Annotated in this window: 12 protein-coding genes and 2 pseudogenes; 9 read left to right on the forward strand and 5 right to left on the reverse strand. The window is 46.4% G+C overall.

Going from position 1 to position 15,094, the window contains the following annotated elements:
- Window positions 1–15: 15 nt before the first annotated feature.
- The 3 genes and pseudogenes from VF709_RS11365 to VF709_RS11375 all read left to right on the forward strand — a co-directional run.
- Window positions 16–837: an alpha/beta fold hydrolase gene (locus VF709_RS11365; RefSeq protein WP_023293378.1), complete on the forward strand. Its 822-nt coding sequence runs from the start codon at window positions 16–18 to the stop codon at window positions 835–837.
- Window positions 838–962: 125 nt separating this feature from the next.
- Complete coding sequence (locus VF709_RS11370) at window positions 963–2,204, forward strand: hypothetical protein (RefSeq protein WP_038418605.1); 1,242 nt, start codon at window positions 963–965, stop codon at window positions 2,202–2,204.
- A 75-nt stretch (window positions 2,205–2,279) separates the two neighbouring features.
- A pseudogene (locus tag VF709_RS11375) lies at window positions 2,280–2,492 on the forward strand (alpha/beta fold hydrolase); the annotation flags it as partial.
- Window positions 2,493–2,531: 39 nt separating this feature from the next.
- On the opposite strand, the gene VF709_RS11380 reads toward VF709_RS11375, so the two are convergent.
- Window positions 2,532–3,926 (reverse strand): MFS transporter, encoded by a 1,395-nt coding sequence (locus VF709_RS11380; protein WP_038418603.1) that lies wholly within the window; start codon window positions 3,924–3,926, stop codon window positions 2,532–2,534.
- Between the two features lie 50 nt (window positions 3,927–3,976).
- Window positions 3,977–5,065, reverse strand: a complete 1,089-nt coding sequence (locus VF709_RS11385) for a cellulase family glycosylhydrolase (protein WP_440231595.1) — start codon at window positions 5,063–5,065, stop codon at window positions 3,977–3,979.
- 185 nt (window positions 5,066–5,250) lie between these two features.
- Here VF709_RS11385 and VF709_RS11390 point away from each other — a divergent pair, with 185 nt between their 5' ends.
- The gene (locus tag VF709_RS11390) at window positions 5,251–6,258 is read left to right on the forward strand and encodes a LacI family DNA-binding transcriptional regulator (RefSeq protein ID WP_149896522.1); all 1,008 of its coding nucleotides are present in this window, start codon (window positions 5,251–5,253) and stop codon (window positions 6,256–6,258) included.
- On the opposite strand, the gene fosA is transcribed toward VF709_RS11390, so the two are convergent.
- On the reverse strand, window positions 6,244–6,669 hold the full coding sequence (fosA, locus tag VF709_RS11395) for a FosA/FosA2 family fosfomycin resistance glutathione transferase (RefSeq protein ID WP_149896558.1): 426 nt from the start codon (window positions 6,667–6,669) through the stop codon (window positions 6,244–6,246). The genes VF709_RS11390 and fosA overlap by 15 nt on opposite strands.
- 199 nt (window positions 6,670–6,868) lie before the next feature.
- On the opposite strand from fosA, the gene trpS reads away from it, so the two are divergent.
- Window positions 6,869–7,870 carry a tryptophan--tRNA ligase gene (trpS, locus tag VF709_RS11400; protein ID WP_149896521.1) on the forward strand — a complete coding sequence of 334 codons (1,002 nt, stop codon included), beginning with the start codon at window positions 6,869–6,871 and terminating at the stop codon, window positions 7,868–7,870.
- Window positions 7,871–7,913: 43 nt separating this feature from the next.
- Here the strand turns inward: trpS and VF709_RS11405 are convergent, their stop codons facing one another.
- The gene (locus tag VF709_RS11405; RefSeq protein WP_080292697.1) at window positions 7,914–8,369 is read right to left on the reverse strand and encodes a SymE family type I addiction module toxin; all 456 of its coding nucleotides are present in this window, start codon (window positions 8,367–8,369) and stop codon (window positions 7,914–7,916) included.
- 300 nt (window positions 8,370–8,669) lie between these two features.
- Between VF709_RS11405 and VF709_RS11410 the strand changes: the two are divergent.
- The 4 genes and pseudogenes from VF709_RS11410 (at window position 8,670) to VF709_RS11425 (ending at window position 13,730) form a co-directional block, all read left to right on the forward strand.
- Window positions 8,670–9,539 (forward strand): annotated as a pseudogene (locus tag VF709_RS11410) (phosphorothioated DNA-binding restriction endonuclease).
- 478 nt (window positions 9,540–10,017) lie between these two features.
- Window positions 10,018–12,030, forward strand: a complete 2,013-nt coding sequence (locus tag VF709_RS11415; RefSeq protein WP_440231598.1) for a hypothetical protein — start codon at window positions 10,018–10,020, stop codon at window positions 12,028–12,030.
- Window positions 12,020–12,610, forward strand: coding sequence for a hypothetical protein (locus VF709_RS11420; RefSeq protein ID WP_032734095.1), 591 nt, complete (start codon window positions 12,020–12,022; stop codon window positions 12,608–12,610). The genes VF709_RS11415 and VF709_RS11420 overlap by 11 nt, the downstream gene beginning before the upstream one ends.
- A 70-nt stretch (window positions 12,611–12,680) precedes the next feature.
- A complete protein-coding gene (locus VF709_RS11425; protein ID WP_440231601.1) occupies window positions 12,681–13,730 on the forward strand; it encodes a hypothetical protein in 1,050 nt (349 codons plus the stop codon).
- On the opposite strand, the gene VF709_RS11430 is transcribed toward VF709_RS11425, so the two are convergent.
- A complete protein-coding gene (locus tag VF709_RS11430) occupies window positions 13,727–15,019 on the reverse strand; it encodes a methyltransferase (RefSeq protein WP_032734093.1) in 1,293 nt (430 codons plus the stop codon). The two genes, VF709_RS11425 and VF709_RS11430, sit on opposite strands and share 4 nt — an antisense overlap.
- Window positions 15,020–15,094 lie beyond the last annotated feature (75 nt).

A 15,094-nucleotide genomic window follows, 5' to 3' on the forward strand; every position in this document is an offset into this window, starting at 1 on the left:
GTACAGGAACACACTATGGCAACGTTTAAGGCAAAAGACGGCACGCAGATTTACTACAAAGATTGCGGCGCGGGTAAACCGGTTCTCTTCAGCCACGGCTGGCCGCTGGACGGCGACATGTGGGACAGCCAGCTGAACTATCTGGCCGAACGCGGCTTCCGCGCCATCGCCTTTGACCGTCGCGGTTTTGGCCGCTCGGATCAGCCGTGGAACGGCTACGACTACGATACCTTTGCGTCCGATATCAACGACCTGATTACCACCCTGGACCTTCAGGACGTGACGCTGGTGGGCTTCTCCATGGGCGGCGGCGATGTGACCCGCTACATCAATAACTACGGCAGCGCACGCGTGGCCGGTCTGGCGCTGCTGGGCGCGGTCACGCCGATCTTCGGCAAATCGGACTCCTTCCCGCAGGGTGTGGATCAGAGCGTGTTCGACGGTATTCGCGACGGCCTGCGTAAAGATCGCGCCCAGTTCATCAGCGACTTCGCCACCCCGTTCTACGGCATCAATGCCGGGCAGACCGTCTCTGCCGGTGCCCTGACCCAGACGCTTAACATCGCCCTGCTGGCGTCACTGAAGGGCACCATCGACTGCGTGACCGCGTTCGGCGAAACCGACTTCCGCCCGGATATGGCGAAAATCGATGTGCCGACGCTGGTGATCCACGGCAGTAACGACCAGATCGTGCCGTTTGAAAGCACCGGCAAGCTGGCGGCAGAGATGATCAAAAACGCCACGCTGAAGGTGTACGACAACGCGCCGCACGGCTTCGCGCTGACCCACCAGGACCAGCTCAACGAAGATCTGCTGGCGTTTGTGAAGTCGCTGTAAGTTCCCGGGGCTGACGCCAGAAGGCGTCAGCCTGAAGATGCACTTCCGGACATACCAAATTTGAGCGTAGAACTCCCTCTCCCTTGTGACTAGTATTCCTTCATTTCGAAGGGAGACTACATAAGATGAATATCCAGTTTCATAAGCGGCTAACTCGAAAGTTTATCATCGCTATTTTAACATCCTCTTCATTTGTCACAGCCTGTATATTTAGCGTTATATGGTTCTATCTTGCGAATATTGACCGGCTTGATATTTTATATGATGCGTTGAGCGTGAGTAGCGCAGTAGGAATAATATTTGGGTTTACCCTTGTCTCGCTACTTGGCTTCAGCCTTGTCATTTTTATCTCATCTTTCCTTGCTTACTTAATTTACACTGCACATGAGAAAGAGTTTGTTAAATACGAAGGTTTGACACATAGCTTTACCTCAGTCTGTTTTGGTAATAGCGTTGTGATGTGCGTTGTGCTTATCGGAGCGTTCTGCTTACAATTTTTTCTGCATGTAAATGGTTTTATCGTTCTTGCCTTAGCGATAGCAATAATACTGGCCGCATCGTATGGCTTATGCTACAAGCTTATGTTCAACGTTCAGTCATATAAGGATGTTGATGATACGCTTGATGTAAAATATTTGCAGAAAAACGTCGTCAGGAACTGGCTGCCTCTGTTATTGATTGCCCCTGCTTTTACACAAATCTTCCCACTCATTTTTATCGCGGGTCAGCTAGATTTTAACGAAGAAAGTAATACCTTCTTACAGGTTATCATTTTCCTTGCACTCTCGGTCGCGATGATTATTGTGGGTATCTTCCCAGGAATGATCCTGATAAACGAAAAGAAAAATAAAAATTTATTGCAAATAATCATTTATACATTAATCATTATTCCTGTCAGCATGCTTGTCCTGACAATGATTTTCCGCCCCACCCCCAATATGATCATTAACATGACCATGAACCTTTCCGGCATTAGCGACTGGCGCACACATCAATATTACATAGATACTCAAACTCACCCGCCAGCGATGTTTGATGGTTTAACATGGAACACACGTTACTATAAAGATATCCCTTCGAGATTCTTTATCACCGGCGTAAACATTTTCTCGCTTGGAAACATTCAGCTTATTTGCCCTACGCAAATCAATCATGCCAGATCGCTGAGCCTGAAAACTACGCCAGACAACTTTGACGAATATGACCTTCGCATAAAACGGTTAAAAAACACCGCTATGAAATGTATCCCGTTTAAGAAGGATGAGATACACCAATGGGATTCGCCTATAGCTGAACCTGTTTATTTTCAGAAAATTAAATCAACCGGTGATAGCCTTTTATTAAAGTTGCTTCATGATATCAAGTAGCTTTTTAAGAAACGCCCGCAGCGCGGGCGCTACTTAATCAATTCACCGTAAGCGGAGGATCATGCTTCTGCCCGGGCTCACCGCGTTATGGCCAAATTCGACGTGCCGACGCTGGTGCTCCACGGCAGCAACGACCAGATCGTGCCGTTTGAAAGCACCGGCAAGCTGGCGGCAGAGATGATCAAAAACGCCACGCTGAAGGTGTACGACAACGCGCCGCACGGCTTCGCACTGACCCACCAGGACCAGCTCAACGAAGATCTGCTGGTGTTTGTGAAGTCGCTGTAAGTCATTACGCGAAGCCTGATGGCGCTTCGCTTATCAGGCCTACAAGGGCTGGTCCTGTAGGCCGGGTAAGGCGCAGCCGCCACCCGGCGCTTTCGCAGACGCGTTCCGCTCCGCCAGCAGCCGACAAATCTCCGCATGCTTCTCCTCGGTAAAGGTAAAGCGCGACATAAAGCCCATGCGGATCAACGAGCCAATCGCCGGTAACAAACAAATCCCGAAGAACAGCCCCGACAGCACGCCTTGGCTCTGAAGTTGCGCCTGCGGCACGTAACCGATCATCGTCAGAAACACGCCGATGAGCCCACCGCCCACCGCCACCGACATCTTGCCGGTAAAGGTCTGCCCGGAGAAGGTGATCGCCGCGCAGCGCTTGTGGGTGTGGTACTCCGCGTACTCGATGGTGTCGGCAATCATCGACGAGGTGAGGATGTTGGTCATCATCACGAACAGCGTGCTCAGGCCGAGCAGAATGAACAGCATCGTCACCTGCTGATAGCCGATGAACCACATCACCACGCGCACCGCCACATCCAGCCCGCAGAGGATCATAAACAGCTTCCGCTTCTGCATCCGGCGCGTCAGCATCGGGGCGACCAGGCACAGCACCGCCGCCACAATACCCATCACGCCAATCGCCATCTGCAGGCTGCCGTCGCCCAGATTATTGATAAAGAAGTAGATATACAGCCCGCCCGCCACGTTGTGGAACACGCAGAAAAAGAACGACAGCAGGACAATAAACAGCGGCTTGTTCTGGCGCAGGTTGTGGAAGGTGTCGCGGATGGTCACCTTTTCCGGGCTCGGCGGCACGCGCTCCTTGATCTGCATAAAGCCGTTAAGCATCAGCGGCAGGCCCACCAGCATCATCACCAGCGCCGCCATAAAGTAGCCTTTATCGTTGCTGTACTGGGCGAAAAACGCCGCCAGCTTCGGGAAGAAGATGTTGGCGCAGGCGATCCCCGCGTTCACCCCGAGCATCGCCGCCGTTACCGCGCGGGTGCGCTGGGCGGAGTCGTTGGTCATCACCGACGACATCGACCAGAACGGGATATCGGAGATGGCATACAGCGTCCCCCACAGGATATACGTCACCCCGGCGTAGAGGATTTTGGTGGTCATGTCTGCTTCGATTTTATAGAACGACAGCAGCGTGACGCCGGTGATCAGCAAAGGCGCAATCAGCAAAAAGTGGCGAAACTTGCCGAACCGGCTGTTAATGGTATCCATAATGCTGGCAAACAGCGGATCGTGAACTGCGTCCCACGCGCGGGCAATCAGGAAAATGGTACTGGCCGCCAGTGCCGAGATCCCCAGCACGTCGGTGTAAAAATAGTTAATAAACGAACCCACTAAACCAAAGCTAAAACACTGACCTAAACCATAGCCAAAATAAGACCACAACTCGCGAGACGGTATTTTCATTGTCATTGCCATTGTTATATGCCTGCCTGGTTGCCCGGCGGTCGGCCGCCGGGTCGATATTATTAGCCCTGGACTTTCGGGGCGATCTTGCGCAATTGCTGCATTAATGCGATTTCACGGCGTGAGAACGGAATGCCGTTCTCCTCGAACACGTCGTGGAACCAGAGGCGGCAGTAGTCCGTGGACTCCTTCATCACCACCGGCCACGGCAGCCACGTCTGGGTTTTGCCGCGCACCAGCCCCCACTGGTACGGCGCGACCTTCGCCGCGTACATCAGCGGAAGCTGCTCCTCAATGGTGCTGCCCACGTGGCGCGCCAGCCATTCGGTGCAGAACAGCGGCCGACCAAGCTGTTGCAGTTGCTGAATAATCGCCGTCATACGGCCAGTGTGGGTGTAGGCGTGGAAGCTCACCACGTCCGAGAGTGCCAGTGCGGTCTGGTCCAGCGGATGCTGGAAGAACGTCTCGCCCTCCTCTTCCGGCGGCAGACGCCACGCGCAGACGGTGAGCGGCTGGGTCGGGTCTTCTTCACGCACCCACTGGAACGCCAGCTTCATCAACTCGTGCGCGCAGGTCTCCAGCTTCGCGTCGTACTGCACCTCCTGCGTGCCCGTCGCGAAAATGCCGCGGTTGCCCGGCTCGTTATAGAGATCCCACAGCAGCACGCGCTTATCGTCGCGGAACTGGCGGACAACGTCGCGGATATAACGTTCAATGTTTGCCCAGCAGTCCGGATCGCACACCTTGTCGCGCCCCGGGCTCGCCGCCGCCTGGCTGTTGTGCTTGCCCGGTACCGGCGGCTTTTGCGGGCCGAGGTACGGCTCGTCGCCGGAGAAACCGCAGTCGTCCATCAGGGTCAGCATGGTGCTGAAGCCGCGACCGTCGGCAATCGTCAAAAAGCGGTCGATGCGCGCCATCAGCCCGTCGCGGTCGTGCTCCCAGACGATAAACGGCAGATTAATGCGCAGGGTGTTATAACCCGCCTCCGCCGCCCAGCCCAGCTCGCGCTCGATGGTGGCGGCATCGAAGGTCTCTTCCTGCCAGATATCGGTCCAGTTCACCGCCGTCGACGGCAGGTAGTTAAACCCGCACAGCCAGCCTTTTTGCTGATACCACGCCTGTGCCTGCTCCCTGCACCACTGCTCTTTCATTACGCATCCTCTTACTGATAATATTTAGCTAATAAATATTAGCTGCGGGATAAATGCGCAAATCACGGCGTTTAGAAAAGCGACGGCCCTCACAAAGTTCACGCTTCGATGAATGAGAAACGTGATCGACGGCGCTAAAGCGTGCGGTTAGGGTATGATGCGAAATCGCGAAAGGGAGAGGACGGATGAAGCGAAAAACGAAAGTGACGATGAACGATATTGCGCGGGCGGCAGGGGTATCGCAGGCGACGGTATCGCTGGTGCTTAACCAGTCCCGCAACATCAAGCTCAGCGACGACACCCGCCATCGGGTGATTAATGTGGCCACCGAGCTCGGCTACGACCGCCTCCCCGCCGTTCACGCCCCGCGCAACCAGGAAGAGATCGCCCTGCTGGTGAGCTCCATGCAGAGCTTCGACCCGTTTATCGACGCCATCAGTCAGGCACGGGAAGCGGCGTGGCGCAACGAGACGTTGCTCACCGTCTACGACTACGGCGACGACATCGAGCTGGCGCTGAACATCATCCGCCAGCTGGAGAAACGCAACTGCATCGGGATTATCCTCGCCTCCCCGGTCACCACGCTGGTGGACATGACGGCATTCCAGGACTGCACCCGCATCCCGCTGGTGCTGCTTAACCAGCGCGACCCCGGCTCGCCGCTGCTGCCGTCGTTTATCCCGGACGACTACGCCAACGCCTTCCAGGTGACGAAACATCTCATCGCCTGCGGGGCCACGCGCATCGCCCACATCACCGGCGAGAGCTGGATGGAGGCCTCCCGCCAGCGTCTGGCAGGCTACCAGGCGGCGCTGCAGCAGGCCGGACTCGCGTGCGACGACAGCCTGGTGCGCCAGACCAACTGGCAGTTCAGCGAATCCTTTACCGCGACAGCTTCCCTGCTGGAACTGGCCGAGCGCCCGGACGCCATCTTCTGCGCCAGCGACTGGCTGGCGATTGGCTGCTATCAGGCTCTGGCGGTGAACGGCGTGCGCATCCCGCAGGACATGCTGCTGGCGGGCTACGACGACCAGAAGATCTCCGAGCAGCTCACACCGCCGCTGACCAGTATCCAGCTGCCCTACAGCGAGCTGGGACGGCTGGCGGTGGAGTACCTGTGCAATCAGGAAGATGCCGCCACGCACGTGACGCTGGCGGGCAGGCTGAAGGCGCGCGCCTCAAGCCTCGTCTGAGGTAAACACCATGCCCGCATAGGGCTTCTCGCGACACGCCGCCAGCCGCGCGGCGAGGCTGCCCACATGCAGCTCCAGCTTGTGCCCGTCCGGGTCGAGAAAATAGAACGACGCCCCCTCGCTTTTGTTCTGCTTCCAGACGGTGACGCCCGCCTGCTCGAGCCTGTGCGAGAACGGTTCAAAATCTTCTTCCGCGACGGTAAACGCGTAGTGGGTGTAGTCGCTCTCCTGCGGCGGCACGTTCCTGCGCGCCTCGTCGTACGACAGGCAGACCCACAGGTCGCCGCAGGTGAGGTAGGCCCCGGTATTCCAGCGGGCATGCAGCTCAAGCCCCAGCAGCTCGTGCCAGAAGGTGACGCTTTTTTGCAGGTCGCTGACCGCGAGGGTCAGGTGGTTGAGTGATTGCAGCATGACGTGCCCTTTTGTTTTTTGCGCCGGACGTGATACGGTAAAAGCATGAACATAAACCACGCCGTGCTCACCGTAAACCGCTGGTGGCTGCCTTCGTAAAGGCGGCACGGAGTAGTTTTCCCCATTTTCAGATAGCCGCCGAAAGGCGGCTTTCTCACATCTAAGACCCCTTTCGGCAATTGCACATTAAGGAGTCTTTATGAACGCACCAACCATCCTCACCGGAGACCGTCCAACCGGCCCGCTGCACCTTGGCCACTTCGTCGGATCGCTGCGCCAGCGCGTGGCGCTGCAGCAGACACACAACCAGTTTGTGCTGATTGCCGACCTGCAGGGGCTGACCGACAACGGCAGCAACCCGCAGAAGATCCGCGACAACATCCCCGAAGTGCTGGCCGACTACCTCGCCGCCGGCATCGACCCGAACCTGACCACCATCTGCCTGCAGTCCGCCCTGCCCGCCCTCGCCGAGCTGACGATGCTGTATATGAACATCGTCACCGTCGCCCGCGTGGAGCGTAACCCGACGGTGAAAAACGAGATTGCGCAGAAGGGCTTCGCCCGCTCGCTGCCGGTCGGGTTTATGGCCTACCCCATCAGCCAGGCGGCAGACATCACCGCGTTCAAGGCCGAGTGCGTGCCCGTCGGCGACGACCAGCTGCCGATGATTGAGCAGACCAACGAGATTGTACACAAGATGAACAGCCTGCTGCCCGTTCCGGTGCTGCGCCACTGTAAGGCGATGCTGAGCGACACCAGCCGCCTGCCCGGCATCGACGGCAGCGCCAAGATGTCGAAGTCGCTGGGCAACACGCTGCACCTTTCTGCCAGCGAAGAGACCATCCATCGCGCGGTAAGCGCCATGTACACCGACCCGAACCACCTGAAGGTGAGCGACCCGGGGCAGATTGAGGGGAACGTGGTGTTTACGTACCTCGACGCGTTTCATCCGGACAAGGAGAAAGTGGCGGCGATGAAGGCGCATTACCAGGCGGGCGGGCTGGGTGACCGGGTGTGCAAGAACGAGCTGGAGGCTTGTTTGCAGGAGTTGATTGCGCCGATGCGGGAGCGCAGGGCGATGTATATGCAGGACAAGGGAGAGTTGATGGCGATGCTGAAGCGCGGGACCGAGCGGGCGCAGGGGGTGACGCTGGCTACGTTGAGGGAGGTGAAGGTTGGGTTGGGGGTGCCGGTGTTTTGAAAGCGGCTTAAATAATAATCCCGGCGCAGGGCCGGGATATTTATCAGGCGTTGCGCTTAATTACCGGAATATCGCCCGTGTCATTTAAAGCGCCCGGAAACGTTTTTAACCACTGCGCGACTTTCTGCTTATTTATATTCACTACGCTCATCCCTTCCAGGCATCCCCATAATTCTCTTGTATGCTGTGGCGTAATCACAATGCAGTCTTTCATGGCGCGGATTTTTACCGGCATACCGTTGATAAAGCCTGCACGGGCTAACCAGTCACCACCCAGCAGAAGATATTTCATGTCTATGCGAGCATACAGCTCGCAGCAGGCGGCACTGTCCTGCGGCGTTTCCGCGCGGGGATGGACGGGCGCCGCGTTGGGCGGGTTGCCGTGAAGACGGCGGACGCTGTTTTTGCGTACCAGCTCGCGGTTTTCAATCATGCCTGTGAAAGCGTCTGATTCTGTTTTGCAAACAGTAAACTCTGGCTTAAAATTCGTCGCAGCCATTTTCAACTCCATCTTAGTTGTTTGTGGTTAGCGGTATGGGGGTGTTGCAGCACCTTCATATCGCGAATTCCTCGTTAAATATTCCCTGATACTTCCTTTGCCGTTCGGCGTTATTTATGGTGCTCATTATACAGGGCTGAATATAAATACAGCGGTTTTGGGTGGGGTAAATTTGGAATTTGCGAGGGGGATTCAGGAAATAGGGTTCTGTGGGGTAAGCTCATGTTTTTGTTGATTGTGGGTTGATTGGTCTGGGTTTTGCGAGCATCATCGCAATTATTTACCCTCTTCCGTAACGCGATGGCTTCCAGCAAAACTCTCGAACAGGCAATTGCCGACATCACTATCTGGCGCAAAGGCGAACAGCGTGCGCCGCATAAGCCTTTATTGCTTCTGTACGTGCTGGCGAACTATCAGCAGGGGCATGCGCGACTGTTTGATTACGGAACCGAGCTCCACGAAAAGCTGCTTAGTCTGGTAGAACGCTTAGGTCCACAGATAAAGGCTCATTACCCGAATATGCCTTTCTGGCGGCTCAAAGGGGATAGATTTTGGGATCTGAAGAATACTGAGTTCTGTTCGACCAATGGCAGTAAGCAACCGCCCGTTAAAGAACTTGTGGAACATAACGTCGCAGGCGGGTTTGATGAAGAACACTTTGCGCTACTGGGTAAGAACAAAAACCTGATCGGCTCGCTGGCGCAGCAGATCCTTGAAGCGCACTTTCCTGAAAGCATTCAGGAAGAGCTCGCGGATGAGATGGGTTTTGATATCCAGCAGATCCGTAAGGTTCGCGATCCGCTGTTCCGCCAGCAGGTGCTGCGAGCTTATAACTATGAGTGTGCAATCTGCGGGTTTAACATGCGACATGATAACGCCTCTGTTGGACTTGAAGCCGCGCATATCAAGTGGAAGCAGTTTGGCGGACCATGTGAGATCCCGAACGGACTGGCGTTGTGTGCAATTCATCATAAGGCGTTTGATAAGGGATCAATGTGACTGGATGAGAGTATGCGGGTGCTCGTGTCTGAGGCGGTGAATGGGAATGGGATTGTTGGGCGGTTGTTCTGGGATTTTGCAGGAAAGCAAATTGCGCTGCCGGTGGTGAAAGGGAACTACCCAAAGGAGGGATATGTGGAGTGGCATCGTAGGGAGGTGTTTAGAGGATGAATGCGAAGGCCGGACTCGAACATCGCAACTATCCTTATGATCTTAAGAGATTAAAATTTACCACATTAGACATGATACCATCATCCATACCATCAGTCCCTATTGGTAATAATCGAACATGGTACGGAGAACAAATTACCAATGCAGCAATATGTGTGTGTTAGCAAATTTTCTCCTCGTACTGATACTTATCATGCTTGTAATTTTGCTAAGTGTGAATATGCCTACCCAAAAAAATGTAAAGAAATAGTTCAAAAGTAACTGATTAATTTTTAATGCTTTTATAATTTTTTTTGTTATAATTCTTGACAAAACACTTTTGGCTGAACGGGATCAGATGTATTGAAACCGAGCGGTAGCCTTGCTGAAATGTTGACAAAAAACAAAATAACCCATAAAAATCAAATAGTTACAAAGATAAACGAACGCATTTTTTTAATGTGGGCCTATAAATAAACATTTTTATCGAGTTGGAAATATGAGAAAAATATATCTTCCTGAACTAATAAATCTTAAAATTAACAACTTCACTTTGTATCCTAATGGGATGAATTTTAGTTATGACTTTATAAAAGGAGTGAACCTCGTTCTTGGTGGCAACGGAATGGGAAAAACAACTTTTGTTAATATTATTAAATATTCTATTATAGGCCACTATAAAAAGCAATTTAATCATACCCGAACTTACAAAGATAGAAGTATCGAAAAGCGAATATTATATCCAATGGATTATTTCCTCAACCGAATGGATGATACGGTTTTAACTGATGGAGATCCTACGGTAGAAATTACATTCGCTCTGAACGGTACCATATTTACAGTAACCCGTAGATTGGATGTTATACAAATTATCAATATAACAGTTGATAAAAAAACAATAAATGGATTAATTATACCTCAAAATAAATTTGAAGAACTCCAAGAAGAAAGCAAGACTGAATATTTGCAATTCAAGTACGAACAACTCATAGAAAAATATTCTGGATTAAATTTTGATGATCTAATATTTTTTGTGAATGAAGTTTTATTTTTTGGAGAGAATCATAATACCATTCTTTGGAATGATGGCGAAAAACCTGACAATGTACAAAATGAATTGTTCAATAAATATTTTAACAGCCCTGAATTAGATAGAGAGCGACAAGAGTCTCAAAGGCAAGCAAAATATTATGATAGTATATCCAGGCATCGTTCTGAAGATATAAGAGCGATAAAAAAAGTTTTAGATCGGGTAGAAAAAAACAAAATCACACCAAACAGCAAAGAAGATCCTTTCAAACAAATAATAGTTTGTAAAGACGAATTAGAAAAGACAGAGTTTAAAATCAAAAGCCTTAAAGAAATAACATTAAATAATTCGTCTAAAGCATCCATAAGTCAGAACAGAATAAATACATTAAGTATAAAAGTCAGTGACTTAGAGCAAGAAATAAATAAAGCTGAAGCAAAATTAAAAAGTAAAATATGGGAAAAACTACACCCAGATTATGACTTATTCATTGAAAACATAAGAAATAACCATCTCTGTCCCATGTGTAACACGGAGGATGAAAAATTATACGAGCGGGTTATTAATGATTCCGTACACTGTTTTTCCTGTGGTTCACAGTTTGATAAAAATGAGGATGAGTCACTAAACTCTAATCATAAAAATTTAGTTGATGACTATAAATCCATTTCAAACCAAATACAAGAACAACAAAAAAGTCTAAAATTAATTGATATTGAAAACGATAGTCATGATAAAGAAATCAGAACGTTAGAGTCGAAAAAACGAAACTTAATTCAGAAAATAAGAACACTAGAATTACAAATTTCTAATAAGAATGAAAACAATAACAATAAGGATTTACAAGCATTCTATGAAGAAATAAAGGGTTTAGAATCCGACAAACTGAAGTATCAAGAGTTAAGCCGATTAGCTCTTAATAAAGCAGAGTCAATTTCCAGAGAAATTGAACAACAGATAATATCAAATACTAGTAAGTTTTCAGCATTATTTTCAGAATATGCAGAAAATTTTTTAGGGGTGAAATGCTCATTAACTTTTGATAAACTAACAAGCGGAAACAGAAGATTTTATCCTGTTATTGATGGTAAGACTCGAATTTACGAAGAAGAGCTATCAGAGTCTCAGCGTTTTTTTATCGACCATTCATTTCGAATGAGTATATTGTCCTTCTTTTATAGTACCCCAACATTCTATATTGTCGAAACTCCTGATAGTAGTTTAGACATTTCTTATGAAGAAAATGCGGCTAATGTTTTTATTCGATTCCTTCAAAGCCCAAACTCATTGATCATAACGTCAAATCTTAATAATAGTTCCTTCGTCAATCATATAATTGACAATAATAAAGATGTTTCAGTATCATTAGTAAGACTACTTGATATAGCAAAAAAATCGACCATCCAGAATACAAACACGACTCTTATTGAGATGTATAATTCAATTAAGCATAAAGTTAGTGAAAAAAAAGATGAACAATAAATTTCTATATGATGCCAACGGCGATATCCTATTTATAGCCCATAATGTAAAACATATAGGTTGGGTTACTATCAAAGAACAATCTATTCAAAGGATAATATATCTGTCAAAAGTATTATATTCATTCACCCATAATGATGAAAACATTTTTGACTATTATCATTTTTCTAAAACCCTCCATGGTCCTTATGCTGTAATAATTCGTGACAGTATTAGCTTCCTAAAAAGTAATAAATTTTTAAATCTTACAGAGGGCAGTATTGAGGCTGTAAAAGATAGCCCAATCTCACTTGATCCAACAAAAAGTAATTGGTTACAAGCAATTATCTTAATTTTAGGCAAATATGGTGAAAACAGAATATTTGGATTTACCATTAATGACCCCCTTTATAAAGAAGCTGTTGATACAAACTCTCAAAAGGAATTGGATACATCGTCACCTGAAAACACAACGATTCAGGTACTTAACGATTTCAAAACAGCATTCGAAGAGACACTAAATACAACTGCACAAATAAGCAAAGAAGAGTATTTAGATCTTTATTTTGAATATGTGTTCAGCCAAATTATTAGTAATTAAAACTATGGACTTCAATTTCAAAAGAAACTCAGCTTTTAAAGACCTAATAAAAGCAAAAGAAAATGAAATTATGAAAAGAACTTTTAATAGTTTCCAAGAAACTAATGAGTTCAAAGTATTTCATAACGCACTTCTTACATATTTAAACAGTAGAGAACGGCAAGATATTAAAGCATTATTAATTACTAAAGAACACGTAAAAAATATAATACCCGATTTTTACCCAAAACTACAATCTGCATTAGACTCTGATATTGGAATTCAGTATAACTCATTAATATTAGATTCAAATATGGACATAGTTGAACATGAAATGATTTCCCAAAAAAGTGACTCTAATGAAGCCCGAAAATTATATGCAGAATTATCTAAAGATTACCTAGTCTTTCTATTGCTTCCCAAAAAAGTAATAAAATACTTTATTGATGGTGATGATTTCGGTGATAGCATCTTTTTCACCATTGATGATTATATTTCTTATGATGAGAAAATGCCAATACAAAGAATAAATGAACTATTCATTGAATATAGGCAACACTTGACTATGAGAAATACATATTGCAAGTTTTTTATTTCTAAATCTCATCTTAAATCTCTACGTGCTGATATGAAAGATAACCTTGATGAGAAAAAGTTTATCGAAAAATATAAGCACTTACTTCAAAATAAACCTGAAGATATATTTAGAGAGGATCTTCGATTATTTTTGAGTGGGAAACTAAAGGCTAATTTTCTAGCAAAAGAATTAATTCTTGAAAATTTTAAGCGATTAGATATCGTTATGCTGGATGAGTCTGGAAATGACTTTTATCTTATTGAAGTGAAATGGGTGGGAACAAGCATACATGGTGATGGAAAAAAAATAGGAACTTCATACGATGAATTGGATATTACCCCCGCAGCTATTAAACAATCAGTCTCATATATAAATCAACTTTCTGCTGAACGTAAAAACATAAAAATAGCTTATTTAGCTGTTTTCGATGCAAGGGAAGATCAAAGCCAACGAGACACGGGATTTGATATAAATGAAGATATATTGGACGCGAAAGACAGGAAGTTTTTCAATCAATTTCGTAAAATTGATGATTTTAAAGTGAAAAACTCCCATCCTAATTAAGACTTAAGTACAATAACACTTTCTCTTAAGCTTTTTATTTGCTTCGACTGTTGAGAGCTCGTTTTTAAGTCACGAGCTTTCCTTATTTCAATAGTAGAAAAACCGTGTTTTTCTGCAATTTCACAAATAATTTCATCAACCAAGATTTCGACACCGTAGTATGCAGAGTTTGCAACATTTACATAAGCCATTTTTCCGCTTTTCATTATTCTTTTGAATTGAGAGAAAAGGTAATCCATATCAATAAAATAACCTTTAATCATATTGATTAAACCGTTATTCCACAACTCCCCTGCATTTTCTTCTATTTTTTGCACAACTTCTTCTAACTTCTTTATTTCTAATAATTCTAAATTAGCGTATTTAACTTGTACATGTGAGCGAATTGTTTGCTTTCTTAAAGCTCTAAGTTCATCATAGCTGTTCATCAAGCCAAGCATTTTCAACTCAAGCATATATATATCAGTATAATCACGAGAATTCAGATATGGCGGTGATGTAATGATCAAATCAATTGATTCATCACTTACTTTCGTTATATTTTCCCGTACATCACCTTTATAGCAGAGTTCATAATTATTGATATTTGCTTTAACTTCGGTTAAATTTTTAATATCTTCGTTAAAAATTGTTTTTAATTTATCTATAAATAATTTATGAACATCCTTTCGTTTAAACTTTACCTTGTTTAACCAATCTTTTTTATAGGACAGACACTTACCATTTCTAAAAACGTTACTTACATCTAAAAGAATAGATGCCAATGCTATATTGAACAGTTGTTGATATTTTTTGTCATCAACTCTAGAAATAGCATTCTTAATATCCAGTAAGGCATTCATAACTGGATCGTTGAAGTTCCATTTCTTCACTTTATCATTTTTTACAACAGTATCACCAAATGGTAGAGGTTCAATTTTTCGAATATTACGCTTGGGCTCATTCAGGCTTGACTCAATTTCATAAACAAAATTTAAAAAATCATTATCATTATAATCCCTTCTCAATTTAACAGTTGAGAGAAGATGCATGAATGGGCTTACTTCGAAAGAAATACATTTAATTCCTTTATCTTGCATTTCAACCGGCGTAGTGCCACTACCCGAAAAAGGCTCCAGGACACATTCAGGAGTGTAGTCTAATTCATCAAGGATACCTTGTATAAACTCTTTTGAATACCCTTCTACAAAAGGATACCATCGATGGATTGGGATATTTTTATTTTTGTTAAATTGCATAATTGATTTATAACGTTCCGTGTAATCAATTATTTTGAAAGTTTGTTTCATAAAAACCCAATTCAAATTGTAATTTCAGCATCCTTTATTGTATCACATTTCGTATGCTTTTTCACTAACTTTATC

Origin of the sequence: Enterobacter sp. Lyrl_3 (assembly GCF_051948675.1) — a bacterium.
Lineage (GTDB): Bacteria > Pseudomonadota > Gammaproteobacteria > Enterobacterales > Enterobacteriaceae > Enterobacter > Enterobacter cloacae.

Excerpts from the sequence above, each read along its gene's own strand:
- VF709_RS11365 (WP_023293378.1), top strand. The coding sequence starts at position 16 with ATGGCAACGTTTAAGGCAAAAGACGGCACGCAGATTTACTACAAAGAT.
- VF709_RS11370 (WP_038418605.1), top strand. The coding sequence starts at position 963 with ATGAATATCCAGTTTCATAAGCGGCTAACTCGAAAGTTTATCATCGCT.
- VF709_RS11380 (WP_038418603.1), bottom strand. The coding sequence starts at position 3,926 with ATGGCAATGACAATGAAAATACCGTCTCGCGAGTTGTGGTCTTATTTT.
- VF709_RS11385 (WP_440231595.1), bottom strand. The coding sequence starts at position 5,065 with ATGAAAGAGCAGTGGTGCAGGGAGCAGGCACAGGCGTGGTATCAGCAA.
- VF709_RS11390 (WP_149896522.1), top strand. The coding sequence starts at position 5,251 with ATGAAGCGAAAAACGAAAGTGACGATGAACGATATTGCGCGGGCGGCA.
- fosA (WP_149896558.1), bottom strand. The coding sequence starts at position 6,669 with ATGCTGCAATCACTCAACCACCTGACCCTCGCGGTCAGCGACCTGCAA.
- trpS (WP_149896521.1), top strand. The coding sequence starts at position 6,869 with ATGAACGCACCAACCATCCTCACCGGAGACCGTCCAACCGGCCCGCTG.
- VF709_RS11405 (WP_080292697.1), bottom strand. The coding sequence starts at position 8,369 with ATGGCTGCGACGAATTTTAAGCCAGAGTTTACTGTTTGCAAAACAGAA.
- VF709_RS11415 (WP_440231598.1), top strand. The coding sequence starts at position 10,018 with ATGAGAAAAATATATCTTCCTGAACTAATAAATCTTAAAATTAACAAC.
- VF709_RS11420 (WP_032734095.1), top strand. The coding sequence starts at position 12,020 with ATGAACAATAAATTTCTATATGATGCCAACGGCGATATCCTATTTATA.
- VF709_RS11425 (WP_440231601.1), top strand. The coding sequence starts at position 12,681 with ATGAAAAGAACTTTTAATAGTTTCCAAGAAACTAATGAGTTCAAAGTA.
- VF709_RS11430 (WP_032734093.1), bottom strand. The coding sequence starts at position 15,019 with ATGAAACAAACTTTCAAAATAATTGATTACACGGAACGTTATAAATCA.